At 68.8% G+C, this 21,354-nt stretch carries 21 protein-coding genes; 9 read left to right on the top strand and 12 right to left on the bottom strand.

The features are described from left to right. Positions 1 to 4 precede the first annotated feature (4 nt). Positions 5 to 814, top strand: a complete 810-nt coding sequence (locus EAT49_RS17590) for an enoyl-ACP reductase FabI (protein ID WP_123643617.1) — start codon at positions 5 to 7, stop codon at positions 812 to 814. A 35-nt stretch (positions 815 to 849) separates the two neighbouring features. Beyond that, positions 850 to 1,548: a tRNA (guanine(46)-N(7))-methyltransferase TrmB gene (trmB, locus tag EAT49_RS17585; RefSeq protein ID WP_123643616.1), complete on the top strand. Its 699-nt coding sequence runs from the start codon at positions 850 to 852 to the stop codon at positions 1,546 to 1,548. A gap of 45 nt (positions 1,549 to 1,593) precedes the next feature. Here trmB and trpA read toward each other — a convergent pair whose 3' ends face one another. From trpA to EAT49_RS17570, 3 genes are all read right to left on the bottom strand, one after another. Further along, entirely contained in the window at positions 1,594 to 2,385 is a 792-nt protein-coding gene (gene trpA / locus EAT49_RS17580; protein ID WP_123643615.1) for a tryptophan synthase subunit alpha, read from the bottom strand. A 136-nt stretch (positions 2,386 to 2,521) separates the two neighbouring features. Then, the gene (locus tag EAT49_RS17575) at positions 2,522 to 2,938 is read right to left on the bottom strand and encodes a VOC family protein (protein WP_123643614.1); all 417 of its coding nucleotides are present in this window, start codon (positions 2,936 to 2,938) and stop codon (positions 2,522 to 2,524) included. 63 nt (positions 2,939 to 3,001) lie between these two features. Further along, positions 3,002 to 3,670, bottom strand: a complete 669-nt coding sequence (locus tag EAT49_RS17570; RefSeq protein WP_123643613.1) for an SDR family NAD(P)-dependent oxidoreductase — start codon at positions 3,668 to 3,670, stop codon at positions 3,002 to 3,004. Positions 3,671 to 3,790: 120 nt separating this feature from the next. Here EAT49_RS17570 and ychF point away from each other — a divergent pair, with 120 nt between their 5' ends. The 4 genes from ychF (at position 3,791) to EAT49_RS17550 (ending at position 7,720) form a co-directional block, all read left to right on the top strand. Then, positions 3,791 to 4,888 (top strand): redox-regulated ATPase YchF, encoded by a 1,098-nt coding sequence (gene ychF / locus EAT49_RS17565; RefSeq protein ID WP_123643612.1) that lies wholly within the window; start codon positions 3,791 to 3,793, stop codon positions 4,886 to 4,888. A 406-nt stretch (positions 4,889 to 5,294) separates the two neighbouring features. Beyond that, positions 5,295 to 6,320 (top strand): hypothetical protein, encoded by a 1,026-nt coding sequence (locus EAT49_RS17560; protein ID WP_123643611.1) that lies wholly within the window; start codon positions 5,295 to 5,297, stop codon positions 6,318 to 6,320. A gap of 134 nt (positions 6,321 to 6,454) precedes the next feature. Then, on the top strand, positions 6,455 to 6,787 hold the full coding sequence (locus tag EAT49_RS17555) for a hypothetical protein (RefSeq protein WP_123643610.1): 333 nt from the start codon (positions 6,455 to 6,457) through the stop codon (positions 6,785 to 6,787). Between the two features lie 417 nt (positions 6,788 to 7,204). Beyond that, positions 7,205 to 7,720: a site-specific integrase gene (locus EAT49_RS17550; protein WP_123643609.1), complete on the top strand. Its 516-nt coding sequence runs from the start codon at positions 7,205 to 7,207 to the stop codon at positions 7,718 to 7,720. Positions 7,721 to 7,913: 193 nt separating this feature from the next. Here EAT49_RS17550 and EAT49_RS17545 read toward each other — a convergent pair whose 3' ends face one another. After that, a complete protein-coding gene (locus EAT49_RS17545) occupies positions 7,914 to 8,153 on the bottom strand; it encodes a hypothetical protein (RefSeq protein ID WP_123643608.1) in 240 nt (79 codons plus the stop codon). A gap of 350 nt (positions 8,154 to 8,503) precedes the next feature. Here EAT49_RS17545 and EAT49_RS17540 point away from each other — a divergent pair. Further along, a protein-coding gene (locus tag EAT49_RS17540) for an IS5 family transposase (RefSeq protein ID WP_425459538.1) occupies positions 8,504 to 9,312 on the top strand; the annotation gives its coding sequence in 2 pieces (ribosomal slippage) (positions 8,504 to 8,830 and positions 8,833 to 9,312; 807 coding nt in all). Here the strand turns inward: EAT49_RS17540 and EAT49_RS17535 are convergent. The 8 genes from EAT49_RS17535 to EAT49_RS17500 form a co-directional block, all read right to left on the bottom strand. Next, positions 9,309 to 10,727, bottom strand: coding sequence for a UdgX family uracil-DNA binding protein (locus EAT49_RS17535; RefSeq protein WP_123643607.1), 1,419 nt, complete (start codon positions 10,725 to 10,727; stop codon positions 9,309 to 9,311). The two genes, EAT49_RS17540 and EAT49_RS17535, sit on opposite strands and share 4 nt — an antisense overlap. Continuing rightward, positions 10,727 to 11,962: a putative DNA modification/repair radical SAM protein gene (locus tag EAT49_RS17530; RefSeq protein WP_123643606.1), complete on the bottom strand. Its 1,236-nt coding sequence runs from the start codon at positions 11,960 to 11,962 to the stop codon at positions 10,727 to 10,729. Before EAT49_RS17530 ends, EAT49_RS17535 begins: the two co-directional genes overlap by 1 nt. 63 nt (positions 11,963 to 12,025) lie before the next feature. Further along, positions 12,026 to 12,943 (bottom strand): endonuclease/exonuclease/phosphatase family protein, encoded by a 918-nt coding sequence (locus tag EAT49_RS17525; RefSeq protein WP_123643605.1) that lies wholly within the window; start codon positions 12,941 to 12,943, stop codon positions 12,026 to 12,028. Further along, positions 12,940 to 13,653, bottom strand: coding sequence for a FadR/GntR family transcriptional regulator (locus EAT49_RS17520; protein ID WP_123643604.1), 714 nt, complete (start codon positions 13,651 to 13,653; stop codon positions 12,940 to 12,942). Before EAT49_RS17520 ends, EAT49_RS17525 begins: the two co-directional genes overlap by 4 nt. Positions 13,654 to 13,672: 19 nt before the next feature. Further along, positions 13,673 to 14,629, bottom strand: a complete 957-nt coding sequence (locus EAT49_RS17515; RefSeq protein ID WP_123643603.1) for an ABC transporter ATP-binding protein — start codon at positions 14,627 to 14,629, stop codon at positions 13,673 to 13,675. After that, positions 14,626 to 16,512 carry a dipeptide/oligopeptide/nickel ABC transporter permease/ATP-binding protein gene (locus EAT49_RS17510; protein WP_123643602.1) on the bottom strand — a complete coding sequence of 629 codons (1,887 nt, stop codon included), beginning with the start codon at positions 16,510 to 16,512 and terminating at the stop codon, positions 14,626 to 14,628. Before EAT49_RS17510 ends, EAT49_RS17515 begins: the two co-directional genes overlap by 4 nt. Then, positions 16,509 to 17,456, bottom strand: coding sequence for an ABC transporter permease (locus tag EAT49_RS17505; protein ID WP_123643601.1), 948 nt, complete (start codon positions 17,454 to 17,456; stop codon positions 16,509 to 16,511). The genes EAT49_RS17510 and EAT49_RS17505 overlap by 4 nt, the downstream gene beginning before the upstream one ends. 185 nt (positions 17,457 to 17,641) lie before the next feature. After that, positions 17,642 to 19,219, bottom strand: a complete 1,578-nt coding sequence (locus tag EAT49_RS17500; RefSeq protein ID WP_123643600.1) for an ABC transporter substrate-binding protein — start codon at positions 19,217 to 19,219, stop codon at positions 17,642 to 17,644. A 102-nt stretch (positions 19,220 to 19,321) separates the two neighbouring features. Here EAT49_RS17500 and EAT49_RS17495 point away from each other — a divergent pair, with 102 nt between their 5' ends. Then, on the top strand, positions 19,322 to 19,987 hold the full coding sequence (locus EAT49_RS17495) for a DUF1028 domain-containing protein (protein ID WP_123643599.1): 666 nt from the start codon (positions 19,322 to 19,324) through the stop codon (positions 19,985 to 19,987). Then, positions 19,980 to 21,209, top strand: coding sequence for a M20 family metallo-hydrolase (locus tag EAT49_RS17490; RefSeq protein WP_123643598.1), 1,230 nt, complete (start codon positions 19,980 to 19,982; stop codon positions 21,207 to 21,209). Before EAT49_RS17495 ends, EAT49_RS17490 begins: the two co-directional genes overlap by 8 nt. Positions 21,210 to 21,354 lie beyond the last annotated feature (145 nt).

Raw genomic sequence — 21,354 nt, 5'->3', positions numbered from 1 at the left:
CCCCATGACCATTTCAATGGCTGGCAAGCGCGGTCTCATCATGGGTGTCGCCAACGAACGCTCCATTGCCTGGGGCATCGCGAAGTCGCTGAACGAGGCGGGGGCGGATCTCGCCTTCACCTACCAGGGCGACCAGCTGCGCCGCCGGGTGGAGCCGCTGGTGACCTCCATCGGCAAGGAGCTGATCATCGAGGCCGACGTGACCAGCGATGCCTCGCTCGACGCGGCCTTCGCCGAGCTGAAGGCGCAGTGGGGGACCATCGACTTCCTCGTCCATGCCATCGCCTATTCCGACAAGACCGAGCTTGCCGGCCGCTTCGCCGATACGAGCAGGGACAACTTCCTCAACTCGCTCAACATTTCCTGCTACAGCTTCATCGACGTGGCGCGCCGCGCCTCGGACCTGATGCCCGAAGGCGGCAGCCTCGTGACGCTGACCTACATGGGCTCGCGGTCGGTGATACCGTTCTACAACGTGATGGGCGTGGCCAAGGCGGCGCTGGAGGCGGCGACGCGCTATCTCGCCAACGACCTCGGCCCGCGCGGCATCCGCGTGAACGCGATCAGCCCCGGCCCGATGAAGACGCTCGCGGGTGCCGCCGTCACCGGCGCGCGCCGGACCTTCAAGCATGCCGAGACCAACGCGCCCTTGCGCGCCAATGCAACCCTCTCGGCGGTTGGCGGTACGGCGGTCTGGCTCTGCTCGGATGCGGGCGCCTGCACCACGGGCGAGATCGTGCATGTGGACGGCGGCTATCATGTGCTGGGCATGCCCCGGCCCGAGACGATGCCGAACCCGGCGGACGCGACCTGAGACCGCCGCAGGCAGCGCGGCAAGGGGCTGACGGCATGGCGGATGCGAAACCCTGGCGTAATTTCTACGGGCGCACCAAGGGCAAGGGGCTGCGAGCCTCCCAGGAGGCCTATATTGAGGAGGATCTCGCCGCGCTGTCGCCAGGGGCCGTGGATTGGGACGTCAACCCCGAACGCCATCCGCTCGACCTTGGCGCCCGGTTCGGCGGGCGGCCGGTCTGGCTCGAGATCGGCTTTGGCGGCGGCGAGCACATGGTCCACCAGGCACAGCGCACCCCGGGCGTCGGGATCATCGGCTGCGAGCCCTACATCAACGGCGTGGCGATGCTTCTGGGCAAGATCCGGGCGGCGGGGATTGAGAACCTCGCCGTGCATCCGGGCGACGTGCGCGATCTCTTCGACGTGCTGCCTGAGGGGAGTGTCGAAAAGGCTTTCCTGCTCTACCCGGACCCCTGGCCGAAGAAGAAGCACTGGAAGCGTCGGTTCGTGACGCCGCAGTTCCTTGGCCCCCTCCGGCGGGTGCTGAAGCCGGGGGCGGAGTTTCGCGTCGCGACGGACATTCCCGACTACGTCCGCCAGACGCTGGAGGAGGTGCCGAAGGCGGGGTTCGAGTGGCTGGCGGAAAAGTCCGCGGACTGGCGGGAGCCCTGGGCGGACTGGATCTCCACCCGCTACGAGGAAAAAGCCCTGCGCGAGGGGCGGGTGCCTCATTACCTGACCTTCCGCCGCCGCTGAGCCGCCGCTCTTTCTCCCTGACAGGCGGTCTCGCGTCCGCTCGGCTCAGGCCCGGTGCGCGCCGTCGGCGAGGGTCTTCACGAAGGCGAGCACTTCCTCGGGGCTGTCGCCCGCCGCGATCCGCTCCACGATGGCCGAGCCCACGACGGCGCCGTCCGCGACGCCTGCGATGGCCTCCGCCGCCTCGGGCGTGCGGATGCCGAACCCGACGATCACCGGCAGGTCGGTCTGCGCCTTGATCCGCGCCACCTCGGGGCCGACATCCGCGGCCTGGGCTGCGGCGGCCCCGGTGATGCCGGTGATCGAGACGTAGTAGACGAAGCCCGAGGTGTTCTGCAGGACGGTCGGCAGGCGCCGGTCGTCGGTCGTGGGCGTGGCGAGGCGGATGAAATTGAGCCCCGCCTTCTGCGCCGGAATGCAGAGTTCGGGATCCTCCTCCGGCGGCAGGTCGACCACGATGAGCCCGTCGACGCCCGCCTCCCCAGCCTCGGCGAGGAACGTCTCCACCCCCATGATGTAGATCGGGTTGTAATAGCCCATCAGCACCACGGGCGTCCTGTCGTCCTCGGCGCGCAGGGCGCGGACCATGTCGAGGGTCTTTCTCAGGGTCTGCCCGCCCTCGAGCGCGCGCTGCCCGGCAAGCTGGATCGTCGGGCCGTCCGCCATGGGATCGGTGAAGGGCACGCCGAGTTCGATCACGTCGACACCCGCACCAGGCAGGCCCTTGAGCACCGCGAGGGAGGTCTCGGGGTCCGGGTCGCCTGCCATGATGTAGGCCACGAAGCCCTTGCGCCCCTCGGCCCTGAGCCGCGCGAACGTGGCGTCGATGCGTGTCATGGCTGGTCCCCTCGCCGCTGCGGCGGGAGATGTCCCCCATCGCCGGGCGGAGTGCAAGGGCAGGGTTGCGCGTCCGGGTTTCGCCCCGGCTGCGCCGGGGCGATCCGCGCGCGCCTGCGGCGCGCGGCCCTGCGCCTCAGCCCTCCGCCGGGGCCTGGCCGATCATCCAGCGGGTTCCGTACCTGTCGGTGAGCGCGCCGAAGAGCGGTGCCCAGAAGCTCGGCTCCAGCGTCATGCGGATCTCTCCGCCCTCGGCCAGCAGGTCCCAGGCGCGGCGCGTTTCCTCCTCGGTGGCGAATTCCACGTGGACGTTGCAGCCGGCCATGGCAGGGGACTGGCCCGAAGGGTCGTCGCTGCCGTAGATCCAGCCCTCGCCCACCTGGAGGGCCGCGTGCATCACGGCCTCCGCGGGCATGCCCGGCATGGCCCCGGCCTCGTCGACGGGCATGTCGGCGAAGGACATGATCTCGGGCTCCGCGCCGAAGATCCGGCCATAGGCCTCGAACGCCTCGCGGCAGGTGTCCTTGAAGAAGAGGTAGGGGATGGGCTGCATGGCCGGGGTCCTCTGGCAGGGTCGCGCGGATCGTCTCACGACTCTGCCGCCCCGCCAAGCGGTTCAGCCGCCGTCGAAGGTCTCCTCGGCCACCCAGGCCTCGCGCGGGGCATCGAAGGCGGCCCAGAAGGCCTCGGCGATGAGGTCGGGCGCGAAGGGCGTGCCCTCCTTGATGGCCCCGTTGATGGTGATCGTGCGGAAGTTGATCCCGGCCCCGTGAAGCGCCTTGGCAGAGGCCAGGGCGAGGCCCCGCATGGCGGATTTCCCTGAGGTCAGCGAAGGCGAGCCCGACCCGCCCTGGGGCCGGAGCGCCGTCCCGCCCCCGGTCCAGAGCACCGTGCCGCGGCCCGCCGCCTGCATCGCGGGCGCCACGGCCTGCGTCGCGGCCAGCGCCGCCGTGGCGGAGATGCGCAACTCCGAGTCCAGCGTCTCGGGCTCGAGGTCGAGCGGCCCCACGGCCAGAAAGCGGCTGACGTTGTAGATCAGCGCCGCGGGTGGGCCGGCCCAGGCGCTCGCCCCGGCGATGGCGGCGCGGAGGCTGTCGAAATCGGCGCTGTCGGCGGCGAAGGGGCGGGCGGTACCGCCCGCGGCCTCGATCTCCGCGCAAAGCGCCTCGAGGCGGCCTGCATCCCGGGCCACGGGCGCAACGGCGCAGCCGCCTTGCGCGAAGCGGCGCGTGATCGCGGCGCCGAGGCCGGGGCCTGCGCCGATGACGATGGCGAGATCGGGCATGGGTCACTCCTGTAGCTGTCCCGGCCTGAGGGTGGCGCGCCGGCGCCCCGGGTCAACCGGCCTTGCACCCGGCCCGCCGCGCCCGTAAGCGAGGCGCGTCTTGAGCACCGGGAGAGGCGCATGGGCTTTCGCATGGGGATCGTGGGCCTGCCCAACGTGGGCAAGTCGACGCTGTTCAACGCGCTGACGCGCACCGCCGCGGCGCAGGCGGCGAACTTTCCGTTCTGCACCATCGAGCCCAACGTGGGCGAGGTCGCCGTGCCCGATGCGCGGCTCGACCGGCTGGCCGCGATCGCGAAGTCGAAACAGGTGATCCCGACGCGGATGACCTTCGTCGACATCGCGGGGCTTGTGAAGGGCGCCTCGAAGGGCGAGGGGCTCGGCAACCAGTTCCTCGCCAACATCCGCGAGGTGGACGCCATCGCCCATGTCCTGCGCTGTTTCGAGGACGGCGACGTGACCCATGTGGAGGGCCGCGTGGACCCGGTCGCGGATGCCGCGACCATCGAGACGGAGCTGATGCTGGCCGATCTGGAGAGCATCGAGAAGCGGCTGCAGAACATCGTCCGCAAGGTGCGCGGCGGCGACAAGGAGGCGGTCCAGCAGGAGCGGCTTCTGAACGCCGCCCGGGCGGTGCTTGAGGAGGGCCGTCCGGCGCGGGTGGTGGAGGTCGAGGCCGAGGACGCGAAGGCCTGGCGGATGCTGCAGCTTCTGACGACGAAGCCGGTGCTCTACGTCTGCAACGTCGAGGAGGAGGCGGCAGGCGCAGGCAACGCGCAATCGGCCCGGGTGGCCGAGATGGCCGCGGCCGAGGGCAACTCCCACGTCGTGATCTCCGCCCGGATCGAGGAGGAGATCAGCCAGCTCGAACCCGAGGAGCAAGAGATGTTCCTCTCGGAGATGGGGCTCGAGGAGCCCGGCCTCGACCGGCTGATCCGCGCGGGCTACGCGCTTCTGCACCTGCAGACCTATTTCACCGTGGGTCCCAAGGAGGCACGGGCCTGGACGATCCCGGCGGGCACGCTCGCGCCGCAGGCGGCCGGCGTGATCCACGGCGATTTCGAGAAGGGCTTCATCCGCGCCGAGACCATCGCCTACGAGGATTTCGTCACCCTGGGCGGCGAGCAGGCGGCGAAGGATGCAGGAAAGATGCGGGCCGAGGGCAAGGCCTACACGGTGAAGGACGGGGACGTCCTGCATTTCCTCTTCAACACCTGAGCGGGGCAAGGTTGCGGTGCGCCTTCGGCGCGCTGCCCTGAGCCCGGCGCCGCCCCCCGGGCGGCCCCGGGCGGGAGGGGGCGCTGCCCCCGTCCGGCTGCGCCGGACTCCCCCGGGATATAGTCAAGGCAAAAACCCAATTCTTTACATCCAGCCAAGGTGGCAGCCCACGTTTGTATCCATGGTGCGGTTTGGGGGTCAGAGCACTTGGACCACACCATGCTAGGTGTTTGATCTCGGCACATGTCTGACTCAGAAAAATTGCTGCTCAAACCGCAACTGCCGGGGTGTTCGGTGAGATGGGGGCACGACCACGTGATCCACGCCTTCGCGGCTCCGGTCGTGAAGCTGAACCGCGGTTTAACCATGGGCCTGTAGATTGCTCCATCACGAAGGAGACAGTTCCATGATACACAACCCCGCCCTCGCTCCCGTCGATCGGTCGATGCTGGCACCAGCCTCCATCGCGGCGGCACTTGATTATGCCGAAAGCCTCGATCTCCGCGACGAGATCGGCAGTGAGGTGACGAAGGAAGACCGTCGCCTGATCGCAACGGTCGTCGTTCGAAACGGATCGAGAGACATCTACGAAGCCTTCCAGGAGAGCGATCCGCCTCGGCGGTCCATTGTCGACGATCGTGAGGCGCTTCGCGTGGCGCTCCTGAAACACGCGCGCCATAAGGTTCGGTGTCTCGCAGCGAGGTGGCTCGACAGTGGCGGAACGGCTCTTTCTATCGACGACGCAGTCATGCTCGCGCGGAGTACCCGCTTCCTCCTCGACCAGCGGCCGCGACGACCCGTGGATCCGGTGCTCGGGGTGTTCGGTCGGACCCTTCTGCGCGAACCCGGCAGCGACACGCGGGAAGGACGGTTGGACTGGGTTCGGTGCATCGCACGGCGTAAGAACAGGTTCTTGTTCCTCGCGGATGCTTTCTGGCGCGCGGTGATGGCTGCCCAAGAGAAGGACGAGCCGATCTGCGTCGCGATCGCGCTGATGCTCGGCACGGGATGTCGCATCGAGGATCTCACCGGGCAGATCGCGATCAGGGCCGAGGCGCGCGAACTCACGGTCGCGTTCCCGCGGTGGTCCGCGGCGACACATCCACGCTCGGGTCGCGTAAGCCAGATCGAACCGCGGACGAGTTCTTCGGGCTGGCTATACGAACACGTCATCATTAACGGCCCTCCGATCTGGAGGTCGTGGCGCAGCCGTGAGCAAGGCGATCGACCTGAATGCCACACGCTGTTCGGATGCGACGGCGCTGGCGGTTATCCCGACAGACCGAAACTCCTCAACGAAATTGCACGAGCAGGCCGCGTGACGGTGCCGGAGTTCCCCTTCGACTTTACGCCAGAACTCCTTCGTCACGTGTCCCGGTCACCCGAGGAAGTGCGCGTGGAGAAGTCTTATCGGCCGCTAAGGGACACGTGACGGGTCAACGCCTTTGCAGCATGCCATCGGCCGCGGGGATCCGGCCCAACCGCATGTCGAACAGGACACGACGCCAGGCAGGGCCCGACCAACGCTCTGACGAAGAACACTATTTTACAAAGAAGGAATCTATCATGAACATCTACTCGATCCTGATGGAATGGGAGTTTCAGTACCGGGATGCTGGCCAATATGGCTGGGCTGGCTGGGCAGAAGACAGAACCGACGCGGAACTTCAGTGTCGCAAGGACATGGCGCGCGCCGAGCCGGAGCTCTTCGCGGAAGATCCGCCGGAGCAGGTCGGCGGCGAGGTCCTCGACATCGTCGAAGGGGCGCTCGTGTGGGCTGCGCCGGATGTCGCGGACAAGCTCGAAGAGCTTGTCGCGCGCAAGGCGGGCGCGACACACGACGAGCTTGTGGTGCTGCTCGAGTTGCTCCGACCCAGGGATGCGCTCTCGTTCCCTTGAGCCTGCGTCGATGGGGAAAGGACCTGGTCCCGGATCGGCGTCCGAACGCCCTGCGCGGACGACCGGGTGAGACCGGCCTGATGCGCCGGAGCGACCAGCAGGCGGAGCCGTGTCAAGGCCGTTGTCGGGCGGCCGGGTCGCACCCAGCCGCGGTTTTTGAAGCACCCGCACACGTCGCCGGTCCCGCAGGGCCGTCAGGCTGAACCGCGGCTAAACCATGAACCTGTAGACTGCTGCGTCATGACAGACGGAGACAGGACCATGACCACCAGATCACGGCTCTGAGGGCGCGCAACAGCGGCTCCGCTGTCGTAACAGCGGCTCCGCTGTCGTATCGGCGGAAGCAAGGTCTTCCGACCGAGGGACGCGCAGGCGGCTGAACTCCCGGTCATGCAGCCGTCGGACCTAGACACGGCCTTGGAAGCGGACCGCTGGCAGCCGTGGCGGATGCTGACGCTCGACTGCGTGGCACCGGAGGCCCTCTGGCTGCACCGGCACATCAGGGAAGTAAGCTCTCGCCCCGCTGGATCCGACCGAGGACCGCCGGTCCCTCTGGACATCGGGCGCGCCGCCGAGGCGTCGCCGGACCACTGGCTGCATCCCGCGGCACGCCGCCGCCGCGCCGTCGTCGCACTCGGCAAGATCGTCCGACGGATCGGCAAGGCCGCCTTTCCGACACTCGACGCAGCGATCACGCCGAATGTCTTTCGTCATGCCGTCGCGACCGACATGCGAGCCTCCGGTCGCTTCGAACCGGACGAGATCGCGCGCGCATTCGGCCATCTCGGCATACGCTCCCAGAGCCGCTACGGCACCCGCGGCCCGGGACGTCCCGGTCGGCGAGCCGAGGCCCTCCTCGAGGTCGAGGCGCCACGGCAGCCCCGCCCCCGCCGGGATGCGACGCGGCACGGACAGGGTCGCAGGCCGCCTTGAACGTTGACGGCATGGCGGATTCGCGAAGAGCCACGAAGGTGCTGGAGCGTCACGCGCCGATCTCGATCCCGCCGCGTCCGCCGAACGGAGGATGCCTCTTCCGAGCGACGCTCGATACCCGGCGATGAAGCAGGCGCGGGTGGCCGCCGGCGCTCCTCCTGTTCGCAGACCCTTGCGTGGACGACCTCGATGCTCAGAGCCCGTCCGGCCCTCCGTCGGCGTCCATCTGGCACTCTTCCTCGAAGTGCATCCGAGCGGACCAGAGCACCTCTTCGAAATCGATCTGATGACGGTGCAGCGTATGCAGCAGGTCGCTCAGGATATCGATGACGTTCGTCTGAAGGTCCGGGTCGCGTCCGAGAATGCGGTAGGCTTCCAGCGCCAATGCGAACTTGTGTCTGGCCTGGGTGCCAAGGGGTAGATCGTCGTCCATGAAAGTCTCCGTGTTGCATGATTTCCGCGCTTGCGGATGACCGGATACTCGCAGGCCGAGGTTTAACGGGCGTATAGGAATGGCCTAGTTTGATCGGGGCAGCCCTGAGCCCTTTCCAGCGACATCAGGAACTGACCCCTTGGCGTTACGACGAACTGACCTCCCTCGGGCGTTGGGGCTTTAGTGCCCGTGAGACCTTGTCGGATCAGGAGGGTACACCTCCCCCGTGATTAGTGCCGGCCAAGGAGATAAACGGGCAGGGCGGGGAAGGGCAGCGGCGGTCTAGGTGTTCAGTCCCGGCATCTGGTGGATCGGGTTGCTGATTCACTTCCTGCAAAGAGGAGAGCAGCATGTCCCATCGTCGCTACGAGCTGACCGACTTCGAGTGGTCGATCATCGAACCGCTTCTGCCGAACAAGCCGCGCGGGGTGCCGCGGGTCGATGACCGGCGGGTGTTGAACGGCATTTACTGGCGCCTGAGGACCGGGTCGCCCTGGGCCGATATCCCCGAGCGCTACGGCCCCTATACGACCTGCTACATCCGCTTCGTGCGGTGGGCTCGCCTAGGGGTTTGGGATCGGATATTCGACGCAGTCTCAGCGGCTTACGAGGGATCGGAGCAGTCGGTAGACAGCTCGTCCATCCGTGTCCACCAGCACGGTGCCAACGCGAAAAGGGTGGCGGCGCGCCCGCCGGCACCGCCGGTCTGGCTGACCTTCGAGCCGTCTGCATGGGGCGCTCGCGGGGCGGCCGGACGACGATGATCCACGCAGTCACCGATGCGAAGGGCCTGCCGATCACGCTGAAGCTCACCGCCGGGCAGGCCCATGACGGGCGCTCGGTCGACGATATGTTCGGCACCCTCGGACCGGGCCAGACCTTGCTGGCGGATGCCAGCCTACGACAGCAACCGCCTGCGCGACACCTCGCCGACTTCGGCGCCCGGGCCGTCATCCGCCCGATCCCCCGCCGGACTGACCCGCCGCCGCTGGATCGGGAGGACTACAGACGCCAAAATCGGATCGAGCGGTTCTTCTCGAAGCTCAAACACTACAGAGCCATCGGTACCCGATACGAGAAACACGACGCCAACTTCCTCGCCCTCGTCAAACTGGCAGCGACACGCATCTGGGTGCGGGTTTATGTGTCGGTGTCCTAGTCGCCCTCTGCCATCTCCCGTGCGGCGGCGAGATCGGCGGTGAACCGAAGCCGCTCGCACTCCTTCGCGGCGGCATCGGGAAGCCGCAGGATGAAGGCAGGATGGACGGAGACGAAGACCGGTCCCGCCGCGGTGTCCTCCACTGTGCCGCGCCGCTTCAGCAGGTTCTTGCGGGCGCCCGTCAGCGTCTCGGCTGCGGTCCCGCCGAGGGCGAGGATCAGCCGGGGGCGGATCAGCTCGATCTCGCGGGTGAGCCACCAGCGGGCGTGCTCGATATCGCCGGCCGAGGGGCTCTGGTGGAGGCGGCGCTTGCCGCGCATCTCGTACTTGAAGCGCTTGACCGCGTTGGTGACGTAGACAGTGCCACGATCCATGCCGGCGGCGGCGGCGCAGGCGTCGAACATCTGGCCCGCGGGGCCGACGAAGGGGCGGCCGATGCGGTCCTCGACGTCGCCGGGCTGTTCGCCCACCACCATGAGCCGGGCGTCCGGCGGGCCCTCGCCCATCACGAGGCGGCCGTAACCCGGCAGGTCCTGGGCGTTCTCCTCGGCGGCGCGGGCGTGAAGCTCCTCGAAGGTCATCCTCGCCTGAACGCGGGGGGCCGCGAGCCGTTCCCGGATCCGCTCCGACCGCAGGGGCGGCAGAGTCGGAGCCGCCTCGGCCATCTCGCGCACGCGGGCCTCGGCGGTGGCGAGAAGATCGGGGATGTGCCGCGCCTCGGGCATGTTTTTCCAGTATTTTCGCGGCATCTCGGAGGTCATTGCCTGCACCTTGACCCGGGTAGGGTTGAAGATGTTGCGGAAATAGGTGCCCCAGAGGTCCTCCGTCGCGTCCTCCGGCAGGTCGGGGCGGGGGGCGCCCTCGCGGAAGCTCAGGCGGCCATCCTCGAAGACCGCCGTGACCTCGGGCGTGGCGATCATCCAGTCCATGTCGGCGAAGCGGCGGGCAAAGAAGGGCGCGGTGGGCTCGAGGCTGTGGTGTGTCGGCTCGAACCAGGCAGCGAAGCTGCGGCGCGGGCCGTCCCGGCGCAGGTCGCGGAAGCGGACGAAGGCCTTCATCTTGTGCATGCAGCGGCGGACGTTCTTTTCCATCGTCCGGAGTTTGGCCACCTCCGGATCGGCCGGATCGGAGAGCAGGCCGGGCATGGTCCGCAGCCGCCAGAGCATCCGGTAGAGCCGCGCGAACCGTTCCGGATCGCGGTGCCAGACGACGGTATCGGCGAGCTCGACGAAGGCCTTCGAGACCTTCACCGGCTTGTCGCCGGGGGGCAGGGGCGCGCCCTCGAAGAGCCCGGCGTCGGCATTGCCGAACCGCCAGTCGATGCGCTCGGGCGGGATGCGGTGACCGAGAGCGGCGCGGGCGGCCTCGCGCCAGGCGGCGGCGGTGCCGAGGACGGGCAGGGTGACCTGATGCATCAGAGGAGCTGCAGTTGCTGCGGTTTCGGCGCGAAGCGCGCGCGCAGGGCGGCGCTGTCGGTCAGCGCGCCTGGGGTCCAGTCGCGCAGGGTGACGAAAGGCGCCGCCTTCTTCATGGCGGCGCCCATGCGGGCAAGGTCGTCGTAGCGCAGGGTCCGATGGCGGCGGGTCGTCAGGATGCGGTTGACGGTCTTCGTACCGAAGCCCGGCACGCGCAGCAGCATTTCCCGCTCCGCCCGCTGGGGATCGACGGGGAAGAGGTGCCGGTTCTCCAGCGCCCAGGCGAGTTTCGGATCGAGGTCGAGGTCGAGGTTGCCGTCCGTGCGCGCGGCGGTGATCTCCTCCACCCGGAACCCGTAGAACCTCAGCAGCCAGTCCGCCTGATAGAGCCTGTGTTCCCGCACCAGCGGCGGCTGCACCAGCGGCAGCTTCGCCGAGGCGTCGGGGATCGGCGAGAAGGCGGAGTAATAGACCCGCTTCAGCCGGTAGTCCCCGTAGAGCCGCGTCGCGTTGCCGAGGATCGTGGCATCGGTCGCGCCGTCGGCGCCCACGATCATCTGCGTGGACTGGCCCGCGGGCGCGAACTTCGGCGGGCGCTTGCCGGAGAAGCTTGGCTCCTTGCGCGCCTCGCGATGCCCCCGTACCTCGCCCATCGCCTTGCGGATCGTGCCCGGGTCCTTTTCCGGTGCATAGGCGCGCACGCTCGCGTCGGTGGGAAGCTCCACGTTGATGGAGAGACGATCCGCGTGAAGCCCTGCCTCCTCGATCAGCTCGGGCGCGGCGTCGGGGATGGTCTTGAGATGGATGTAGCCGCGGAAATTCTCCTCCACCCGCAGGCGGCGGGCGATCTCCACCATGTCGGCCATGGTGGCGTCCGGGGAGCGGATGATGCCCGAGGACAGGAACAGCCCCTCGATGTAGTTCCGCCGGTAGAATTCGAGCGTCAGCGTCACGACCTCGTCCACGGTGAAGCGCGCTCGGGGCACGTTCGAGGACACGCGGTTCACGCAATAGGCGCAGTCGTAGATGCAGAAGTTCGTCATCAGGATCTTCAGGAGGCTGATGCAGCGCCCGTCCGGCGCATAGGCATGGCAGATGCCCGAGCCCTCGGTGGAGCCGAGTCCCTTGCCGTCGCGGCTGTCGCGCCGGGACGTGCCGGAGGAGGCGCAGGACGCGTCGTACCGCGCGGCGTCGGAGAGGATCGCGAGTTTTCGGGTCAGGTCGAGTCGGGCCATGATGTTCTTATATTGTTCCGCGCGCTGCCCGATCAACCGCAACCTGCGGGCAGGCTGTCGCGGTCAGTCCGGCAGCATGACGTCGAGCACCACGGGCCAGTGGTCCGCGGGCCAGGCCGAGCCCGGTTTCTCGCGCCAGACCACGGGATCGCCGGCCGGCAGGATGCCCCCGGATAGGCCGATATGGTCGATCGCCCCGAAGAGGGCGAGCCCGCGATCGAAATGAACGGTGCCCCCCGGCACGTCTGGGAAGTCCAGGCCCGCGTCCTCAAGGATCGCCATGGTCAGCGCGCCGTGGCGCGCGTTGAGGTCGCCCGCGAGGATCACGGGGAGGCCCGTGGCGAGGGTCTCGGAGATGCGCGCCGCCGTCAACTCGGCCGAGGGGCGGCGGTTCTCCCAGGACGACCAGTCGAAATGGACGTTCACGAGTTGGAAGGCCGCGCCGTTCTCGAGATTGCGGAAGGTGGCGGTGGAGGCGAAGGCGGGAAAGCTGCCATTGAAGGTGCGCGAATAGATCATCCCGGGGGTTTCCGAAAAGAAGAACCAGCCCTCGTCCAGCAGCTCCAGCCGGTCGGGGTCGTAGAGGATGGGCTGGGTCGAGGGGAACACCGCAGGATCGCCGAAGGCCGCGACGGCGTAGCCCGGCAGGCCCTCGCGCAGGGCCTCTACATGGAGGCTCACGGAGCTCATCGAGCCGCCGCCGAAACTTTCCGCCTCCTGAAGCGCGACGATATCGGCCTCGAGTGCTGCCACCGTCTCGACCAGCGGCGCGCGCCGCCTTTCCCAGTCGGTGCGGGACCACCGTCCTTCTGTGGCGCCCAGCACGATGTAATGGACGTTCAGCGAGGCCACGCGCAGGGCGCCACGAGGCTTCTCCGGCAGGGTCATGGACTGCGAATTGCGCCAGAGGTGCACCGCCGCGACCAGCGCCAGCCCGGCCAGCACCAGCGCGCCCCAACGCGCCACGGCCCGAAGTTTCATCCCCGGATGAACCTCTTCTGCATCTGGGCCTCCTGCCCCCGCATCAGCCGCCAGGCGGTGTCCATATGGGCGCGCATGATCGCGCGCGCCGCCCTCGCGTCGCCTTCCTTCAGGGCCTCGATCAGGCGCAGCTGATAATCCCGCCCCTTCTCCCAAAGTTCCCGGTTCGGCGGCGCATAGAGCGCACGGTAGACCGTGAGGTCGCTGAGCAGGTTCACCATGAAATCCATGATGAACCCCAGGAGCGGATTGTCCGACTGTTCCGCCAGGATGGCATGGAACCGGAGCGAGGCCACATGCTGCTCCCGCTCCTCCTCCGGGCTGTCGGCCGGGTGGTCGTATTCCGCGATATTGGCCTCGAGCCGGGCCAGCGTCTCCGCGGTCAGCCGTCCGGCCAGATCGGCGGCCAGTTCCGGCTCCAGCGCGCGGCGCAGGCGGTAGATGTCGTCGATCGTCAGGCTCTTGAAATAGAAGTAGTTCCCGAGAAGGGCCTTGGCCCGTTCGCGGCTGACCTCGTGGACGAAACTGCCGCCCCCCGGGCCGGTGCGGGACTTCACCAGCCCCTGCGCCTCAAGGAGGCGCATCGCCTCGCGGATGGTGCCCTTGGCCATGCCGAACCGCTCCATCAGCTCGGCCTCGCCGGGCAGACGGTCGCCCGGCTGCCATCCCTCGGTGACGACCATGTCCTTGAGCGCCTCCGCCACCTGCATCGGCCGGGAAGGCCGGACTTCAGTCTTCGAGCGGGTGGTGACAGGCGGCAAGCTGGTGGTCTCCGTGGTCGGTCAGGGCCGGGTCCTCGCTCCGGCAGAGGTCGGTGGCGCGCGGGCAGCGTCCGGCAAAGGCGCAGCCCGGCGGCGGGTTCAGCGGGTCGGGAAGCTCTGTCCCCTTCTGTTCGGGCGCCGTCAGCGTCCGGCCCACGACCGGCGCGCTGTCGGCTAGAAGCCGAGTGTAGGGGTGTTTCGGCGCGCTGAAAATCCGCTCCGCCGGACCGATTTCCACGACGGCGCCGAAATACAGCACCACGACCCGGTCGCTCACCGCCTCGACCACCGCCAGATCGTGGGAAATGAAGAGATAGGTCAGCCCGAACTCGGTCTTGAGATCGGCCAGAAGGTTCAGCACCTGCGCCTGCACGCTGACATCGAGCGCCGAGACGGGCTCGTCGAGCACGATGATCCGGGGACTTGCGGCCAGCGCCCGCGCGATGCCGATGCGCTGCGCCTGCCCGCCGGAGAATTCGTGCGGGTAGCGGTCCAGAAAGCTCTCGCGCAGGTTCACGGATGCCAGGATTTCCGCGATCCGCTTGCGCCGCTCTTCCCGGCCCATCCCGTATAGCCGCTTCAGGGGCGTTTCGAGTATGTCGCGAATGGTCTTTCTCGGGTTCAGGCTGCTGATCGGGTCCTGGAAGACATACTGGATGCGCTTGCCGAAGACGGCGGGGCCCGCCACGCCCAGCTTCTCGCCCGCGATCTCGATCTCCCCGGTGCTGGGCGGCAGCAGTCCCACCAGCATCCGCGCAAGGGTGGACTTGCCGCAGCCCGACTCGCCCACGATCCCCAGCGTCTCCCCCTGCGCCACCTCGAGCGTCATGGGCCTCACCGCCCGCACGCCGGGCGGCGCCGCGCCGAAGAGCGGCTTCGGCGGGGTGAAGGTTTTCGACAGGTCCGTGGCTCTCAGGGCGATCATTCCGCCACCTCCCGCTTCGGCGCATCCTCGGGATAGAGACAGCGCACCGCCCGGTCGCCCGTCACGCCCAGATCGACCTCGCCCGCCGTGCACTCCGCCCGCGCCTTGTGACAGCGCGGGGCAAAGGCGCAGCCCGGCGGCAGGTCGTCCACCATGGGCGGAAGGCCCGGGATCGCCTCCAGCCGCCGCTTGCCGCCGCCCAGCTCCGGCACGCAGTCGATGAGCCGGCTGGTATAGGGATGGCGAGGCAGGGCGAGCACGTCGTCCGTCCGTCCCTCCTCCACGATCCGGCCCGCATACATCACCGCCACCCGGTCACAAAGCTGCGCCACCACGCCGAAATCGTGCGTGATGAAGACGATGGCCAGTCCCCGCTCGCGCCTCAGGTCGTCGAGCAGCGCGAGGATCTGCGCCTGCACCGTCACGTCGAGCGCGGTGGTCGGCTCGTCCGCGATGATCACGTCCGGATCGTTCGCCATGGCCATGGCGATCCCGATGCGCTGGCGCATGCCCCCCGAAAGCTCGTGCGGATAGGCCCGCATCCGGCTCCCGGGGTTCGGAATGCGCACGGCGCGCATCAGCTCGAGGCAGCGTTTCTCCGCCTCGGCCCGGGACACCGCGTGGTGCGACAGGATCGCCTCCGAAAGCTGGTCCCCCACGCGGTAGAGCGGATGCAGCGTCGCCTGCGGGTCCTGAAAGATATAGGCCACGTTCCGCCCCCGGCGGCGCCGCAGCCCCTCGTAGGGCTCCGACAGCAGGTCCGTCCCGTCATAGCGCACCGCGCCCCCGGTGATGACACCGGGCGGCGAGGCCACGAGCCCCATCACCGACAGCGCCGTGACCGACTTGCCCGACCCCGACTCGCCGATGATCCCGAGGCATTCGCCCGGCTTCACATGGAGACTCACCCCCCCCACCGCGCGGAACACCCGCCCGCCCGCATGGAACTGCGTCTGAAGCTCCTGCAGGTCCAGAAGCCCCTTCTGCGGCGTCTGCGGCACCGCTCCCTCGCGCCGCACGTCCGTCACCGCCTTCGGCCGCGCCAGCGCGCCCGACCTCAGCCGCGGGTCGAGCGCGTCCCGTACCCCGTCGCCCAGGAGGTTCACGCTCATCACGATGAGAAAGATCATCACCCCCGGCACGATGGAGGTATGCGGATTGGTGATCAGCGCCGACCGCGCCTCCCCCAGCATGGAGCCGAGATCCGCCACCGGCGGCTGCGAACCGAGGCCGAGGAAGGACAGACCCGCCGTCTCGAGGATCATCCAGCCCACCGTGGTGGACATGGCGATCACGATGACCGGCAGGACGTTGGGCAGCACCTCGACGAGGATGATCCGCGCGTTCGACATCCCCGCGAGCCGTGCGGCATCCACGAACTCCCGATGCGCGAGGCCCACGGTCACGCCGCGGATGTTGCGCGCGAAGAAGGGCACGTTCACGGCCGCCACCGCGATCAGTGCATTCAGCAGCCCCGGCCCCAGCGCCGCCACGATGGCGAGCGCGAGCAGGATGTAGGGAAAGGCCATCAGCATGTCGACGCCGCGCATGATGACGTTGTCCACCCGCCCGCCGTAGAAGCCCGCGACGATCCCGATGGCCGAGCCCAGCGTCGCCGCGATCACGGCCGCCGCCACACCCACGGCCAGCGACAGCCGCGTGCCGTAGAGAAGCCGCGACAGCAGGTCCCGCCCGAGATGGTCGGTGCCCAGCAGGTGCCCCTCGGAAAAGGGCGGCAGGAACCGATTCGCGGTATCGGTGACGTTGGGCGGCTGCAGCGGCAGCAGCGGCGTGATCAGCACCAATAGCACGATCGCGCCCAGCACCACCGCGCCCAGCCCGGCAAGACGGTTGCGGAACAGCAGCTTCAGGAACCGGCTCATGTCTTGATCCGCGGATCGAGCAGGGACTGCAGCACGTCCACCGCGATGTTGAACCCGACGTAGCAGGCGGCGACGAAGAGCACGCCCCCCTGCACCAGCAGCACGTCGCGGGTCAGGATCGCGTCCACCAGCATCCGCCCCACGCCGGGCCACTGGAACACGATCTCGATATAGACCGAGCCCGACAGGACGAAGCCCGCCTGGATGCCCAGCACCGGGATGATCGACACCATCGCGGCCTTGAGCGCATGGCGCCGGATCACCCGCCGCTCGTGCACGCCCTTGGCGCGGGCGGTGCGGATGTAGTCCTGACGCAGCACCTCCAGCATCGCCGACCGCGCCAGCCGCGCGATCACGCCGGTGGCCACCACCGACAGCGCCAGCGCCGGCATGACGAGATGGTCGAGCAGCGCCCAGATGTCCCGCGTGCCATAGATCGGCCACATGCCGGACACCGGGAACCACCGCAGGTTCACGGCAAAGAGCAGGATCATCATCATGCCGAGAAAGAAGGACGGCACCGAGATGCCGATCAGCACCACGAAGGTGATCGCCTTGTCCGCCACCCCGTACTGGCGCGCCGCCGACACGACGCCGGCGAGGATGCCCAGCACCGAGCACAGGACGAAGGACACGCCCGCGAGGATCAGCGTCGCCCCGAAGCGGTCGAGGATCTCGTCCAGCACCGGACGGTTCAGCGTGAAGGACCGTCCGAAATCCCCGGTCACCACGTTGCCGAGCCAGATGAAATACCTCTGGATCAGCGGCTTGTCCAATCCGAGGTCGCGGTTCAGCCGCTCCACGTTCTCCGGCGTGGCATAACTTCCCAGGATCGCCGTCGCCGGGTCCCCGGGGATCGCCGCCATGATCAGGAAGACGATGATCGAGATGCCCAGCAGAACCGGGATCGCCGACACCAGCCGCTTCAGGATGTATCGTCCCATCTGGTCCTCCCGGGAGCCGCAGCCTCATGGATCGGGACGTACCCGGCCCCGTCGGTCCCTCGGCGCAGGATCGCCCCGAACGCGCCCCGCCCCCCATTTTTCTGGCCGGAAGTATCCCGGGTGGGGTCCGGGGAGGGCAGCGCCCTCCCCGGCGGGTCGCCCCGGCGCAGCCGGGGCGAAACCCCTCACTCCTTGGTCACGTCCTCGAGCATCAGGAGGAACGACGGCTCCAGCGAGAAATTCTCGACCCGGTCCGACGTCACCGCGTTCTGCTTCCAGTTCGCGACGAAGACCCAGGGCGCGTCTTCCTGCACGATGGCCTGCATCTCGCGATAGAGCTCGGCCCGGCGGTCCTGGTCGGTCGCCGTCCGCGCCTCCTCGAGAAGCGCGTCCACCTCGGGGTTGGAATAGTAGCCCGAGTTGAAGCCGCCCTGGTCCGGCATGGCCTCCGTCCGGAGCGCGAGATAGGGCAGTGTGTCGGGATCGTTGGTCATCCACGCCATCTGCGCCATGTCCGCCTTGCCCTCGAGGCCCGGGTTCACCTCGCCGAGGAAGGTGTTCCACTCATAGGTCTCGATGGTGACGTCAAAGCCGACTTCGGCCAGATCGGCCTGGATCGCCGTGCCCATGGCGACGGGATCGAGCATGCCCGAGCCGCCTTCGGTGACGTAGAAGGTCACCTCCGGGTTCTCGACGCCCGCTTCGGCCAGCAGTTCGCGCGCCCGCTCCGGGTCGTGCGGATAGGGGTCGAGATCGGCGTTGTAGGCCCAGGCGAAGGCGGGCGGTGTCGGGCCCGCGGCGACCTCGGCGGTGCCCTCGAGCACGTCGTTGACGATCGCCTCCTTGTCGATGGCGTAGTTCGCTGCCTGGCGGACAAGCTGCTCGGCGAAGGGACCTTCGCGCAGGTTCAGGATCAGGAACCAGACATGGGGCCCCGCCTGCTCGTGGATCGTGTAGGCCTCGGTCCGGAATTCCGACAGCGCCGTGGGCGGCACCTCGACCATCATGTCGATCCCGCCCGCGAGCATTTCGGCGGTGCGGGTGTTGGCGTCGGTGATCGGGCGGAAGACGACCGCCTCGAGCCCCGCGGGATCCCCCCAGTAGTCTGGGTTGCGCTCCACCACCACGGCCTCGTTCGAGCGCCACTCGACGAAACGGAAGGGGCCGGTGCCCACCGGGTTGCGGCCGAAGTCCGCGCCGCTCTCCATCACCGCCGAGGGTGAGACGAGCAGGCCCGTGGGATAGGCGAGGTTCGACAGGAACGGCGCGAAGGGCTCGTTGAGCGTGAAAGTCACCGTCTGCGGGTCCACCGCCTCGACGCTCTCGACCGCGCCGAAGAAGAAGGCCAGCGGGAACGGGCCGGTGTCGGCATAGGGGTGATCCTCGTCCAGCATCCGCTCGAAGTTGAACACCACCGCCTCGGCGTTGAAGGGCGTGCCGTCGTGGAAGGCCACGCCCTCGCGCAGGGTGAAGGTGTATTCGGTGCCGTCCTCGCTGATCTCCCAGTCCGTGGCGAGATGGGGCTCCACCTCCAGGGTACCGGGCGCGTAGCGCACAAGGCCCTCGTAGAGGTTCACGAGGATGCGGAAGTCGTTGACGGCCGTCACCGCGGCCGGGTCGAGCGCCTTCGGTTCCGCGATCTGCCCAACGATCAGCACGCCGGGCGGGGTCTGGGCGGCGACGCCGCCGGGCAGGCCCAGCGTCATCAGCGCGCCGGTCGCGGCGGCGGCGAGGCCGCGTCGCGTCCAGGTCACAAGGGTCATGTTTCAGGTCTCCCAGGTTGGACAGTGCAGCCAGATTATCGTGATAAATTGCGCCGTCAATTTTTTATGATAAATCTGGGGCGCAAAAGGAAGACCTCGACCATGACCTACTCGATTCTCGTGCAGGATGACGAAACCGGCGCCCTTGGGGCCGCTGCAGCCACGGGCTCGCTCTGCGTCGGCGGCTGGGTCCTGCGCGGCCGCTGGGGCGCCGGCCTCTCGGCCAGCCAGGGGGCCGCGCCCTCCGTCTCCTGGGGCGAGGAGGCGCTCACGCTCATGCGGGCTGGCCAGTCCGCGCCCGAGGTCGTGGCCGGCCTGACCAGCGCGGATCGGGGGCGCGAGTGGCGGCAGATGGCGGCCCTCGACAGCGCCGGCCGCACCGCTGCCTTCACCGGAGCCCGGAACACTCCCGCCATGGGCCACCACGCCTTTCCGGGGGGCATCGCCTCGGGCAACATGCTCGCGTCCGAGGCCGTCGTCCGGCACCTCGCCGACGGCTACCTGTCCGCCGGCGGGACCATGGCCGAGCGTCTCCTCGCCGCCCTCCGCGCCGCCGAGGCTGCCGGCAGCGATTCGCGCGGGCTGCTGTCGGCCGCGCTCCTCGTGCTCCGGCCCGACGCCGCCCCCCTGACCCTGCGGATCGACCATCACGAGAGCGATCCCATCGGCGCGCTCGAGGCCCTCCACCGCCGCGCGACCAGGGGCGACTATGCCGCCTGGGCCGCGCAGGTGCCCCATCCCGCCGATCCGGAGCGGGGCCTTGACTGACGCGGGCGCCGAGGCCGCCCGCCGCCTCGATCTTCTCTCGCAGGCCTCCGAACCCGGCCCCGGTGTGACCCGACTGCCCTTCACGCCGGAGCATCGCGCCGCGCTCGACCTCCTGTCCGGCTGGATGGAGGAGGCGGGCCTCGCCGTGACGCTCGACGATGCGGGCACCCTCGTGGGCCGCCTCGAGGGGCCTGCCGGCGCTTCCACGCTCTACATGGGCTCGCACCAGGATTCCGTCCGCGAAGGCGGCGCCTTCGACGGGATCGCCGGCATCGTGCTGCCGCTCCTCGCCCTCGAACGCCTCTCCGCCCGCGGGATCAGACTGCTTTTCGCCGTCGAACTCCTCGCCTTCGCCGACGAGGAGGGTGTGCGCTTTCCCACGGCGCTTCTCGGGTCCCGGGCCCTGGCCGGGACCGCCAACGCCGCGGCCCTGGATCTTGCCGACCGCGACGGTGTCACCGTTGAGGCGGCGCTCCGCGGCTTCGGCCTGAACCCCGACCGCATCCCCCTGATCGCCCAGCAGCGCGCCTCGGCGCTGGGCTTCATCGAGACCCATATCGAGCAGGGTCCGGTTCTCGAACGCGCCGGAGAGGCGCTGGGCATCGTCACCGCCATCAGCGGGATCGAGCGTCACGCGATCACGCTCTCGGGCGAGACCGGCCATGCCGGCACCCTGCCCATGGAGGGACGCCGTGACGCGCTGGTCGGCGCCGCCGAACTCGTTCTCGCCGTGCGCCGCATCGCTGCACAGCGAGCGGGGCTGCGCGGCACCGTGGGCGCACTTGAGGTCCATCCCGGGGTGGTCAACGCCGTTCCCGATCGCGTCCGCCTCACCGCCGAATTCCGCGCGCCCGAGGATGCCCTCCGCGAAGCCGCCGGGGAGGAACTGCACCGGGTCGCCGGGGAGATCGCCCGCAGCCATGGTCTGCGCGTGGAGGCCGCGCGCACCTATGCCCAGCCCGCCCAACCCTGCGACCCTCACCTGTCCGCCGCGCTGGGCGAGGCCGTTGCCGCCACGGGCGGGCAGGGGCTGCGTCTTCCGTCCGGAGCCACCCATGACGCCTCGGCCATGGCCGATTTCTGTCCCGTGGCGATGCTCTTCGTTCGATGCCGCGACGGGGTCAGTCATCGGCCCGAGGAACATGCCGAGCCCGATGACCTCGGTGCGGCCGTGGCCGCGCTCGAGACCTTCCTGACCCGATTCGATCCCTCCGCGCCCTGAGTCGCGACGAATCGGACCCCTTGGCGCGTGAATGCGCCCGGCGACCTGCCGCGAACCTGCCGCGAACCGCAGGCAGCCTTGCCGGGTCCTCCGGAGGAGGGGAACCCGGCAACCGGCCGGAGCAGCAGAAACGGCAAGGCATTTC

The sequence above is a fragment of the Histidinibacterium lentulum genome (assembly GCF_003789055.1).
Lineage (GTDB): Bacteria > Pseudomonadota > Alphaproteobacteria > Rhodobacterales > Rhodobacteraceae > Oceanicola > Oceanicola lentulus.
The sequence above is the reverse complement of the archived record's forward strand: the minus strand, read 5'-3'. Positions and strand labels throughout refer to the sequence as shown.

Bases quoted from the DNA above. Each gene is read 5' to 3' on its own strand.
- trmB (WP_123643616.1), top strand. From the start codon at position 850: ATGGCGGATGCGAAACCCTGGCGTAATTTCTACGGGCGCACCAAGGGC.
- trpA (WP_123643615.1), bottom strand. From the start codon at position 2,385: ATGACACGCATCGACGCCACGTTCGCGCGGCTCAGGGCCGAGGGGCGC.
- EAT49_RS17575 (WP_123643614.1), bottom strand. From the start codon at position 2,938: ATGCAGCCCATCCCCTACCTCTTCTTCAAGGACACCTGCCGCGAGGCG.
- EAT49_RS17510 (WP_123643602.1), bottom strand. From the start codon at position 16,512: ATGAGCCGGTTCCTGAAGCTGCTGTTCCGCAACCGTCTTGCCGGGCTG.
- EAT49_RS17495 (WP_123643599.1), top strand. From the start codon at position 19,322: ATGACCTACTCGATTCTCGTGCAGGATGACGAAACCGGCGCCCTTGGG.
- EAT49_RS17570 (WP_123643613.1), bottom strand. From the start codon at position 3,670: ATGCCCGATCTCGCCATCGTCATCGGCGCAGGCCCCGGCCTCGGCGCC.
- EAT49_RS17520 (WP_123643604.1), bottom strand. From the start codon at position 13,653: ATGCAGGTGGCGGAGGCGCTCAAGGACATGGTCGTCACCGAGGGATGG.
- EAT49_RS17545 (WP_123643608.1), bottom strand. From the start codon at position 8,153: ATGGACGACGATCTACCCCTTGGCACCCAGGCCAGACACAAGTTCGCA.
- ychF (WP_123643612.1), top strand. From the start codon at position 3,791: ATGGGCTTTCGCATGGGGATCGTGGGCCTGCCCAACGTGGGCAAGTCG.
- EAT49_RS17560 (WP_123643611.1), top strand. From the start codon at position 5,295: ATGATACACAACCCCGCCCTCGCTCCCGTCGATCGGTCGATGCTGGCA.
- EAT49_RS17555 (WP_123643610.1), top strand. From the start codon at position 6,455: ATGAACATCTACTCGATCCTGATGGAATGGGAGTTTCAGTACCGGGAT.
- EAT49_RS17515 (WP_123643603.1), bottom strand. From the start codon at position 14,629: ATGATCGCCCTGAGAGCCACGGACCTGTCGAAAACCTTCACCCCGCCG.
- EAT49_RS17500 (WP_123643600.1), bottom strand. From the start codon at position 19,219: ATGACCCTTGTGACCTGGACGCGACGCGGCCTCGCCGCCGCCGCGACC.
- EAT49_RS17590 (WP_123643617.1), top strand. From the start codon at position 5: ATGACCATTTCAATGGCTGGCAAGCGCGGTCTCATCATGGGTGTCGCC.
- EAT49_RS17525 (WP_123643605.1), bottom strand. From the start codon at position 12,943: ATGAAACTTCGGGCCGTGGCGCGTTGGGGCGCGCTGGTGCTGGCCGGG.
- EAT49_RS17530 (WP_123643606.1), bottom strand. From the start codon at position 11,962: ATGGCCCGACTCGACCTGACCCGAAAACTCGCGATCCTCTCCGACGCC.
- EAT49_RS17535 (WP_123643607.1), bottom strand. From the start codon at position 10,727: ATGCATCAGGTCACCCTGCCCGTCCTCGGCACCGCCGCCGCCTGGCGC.
- EAT49_RS17505 (WP_123643601.1), bottom strand. From the start codon at position 17,456: ATGGGACGATACATCCTGAAGCGGCTGGTGTCGGCGATCCCGGTTCTG.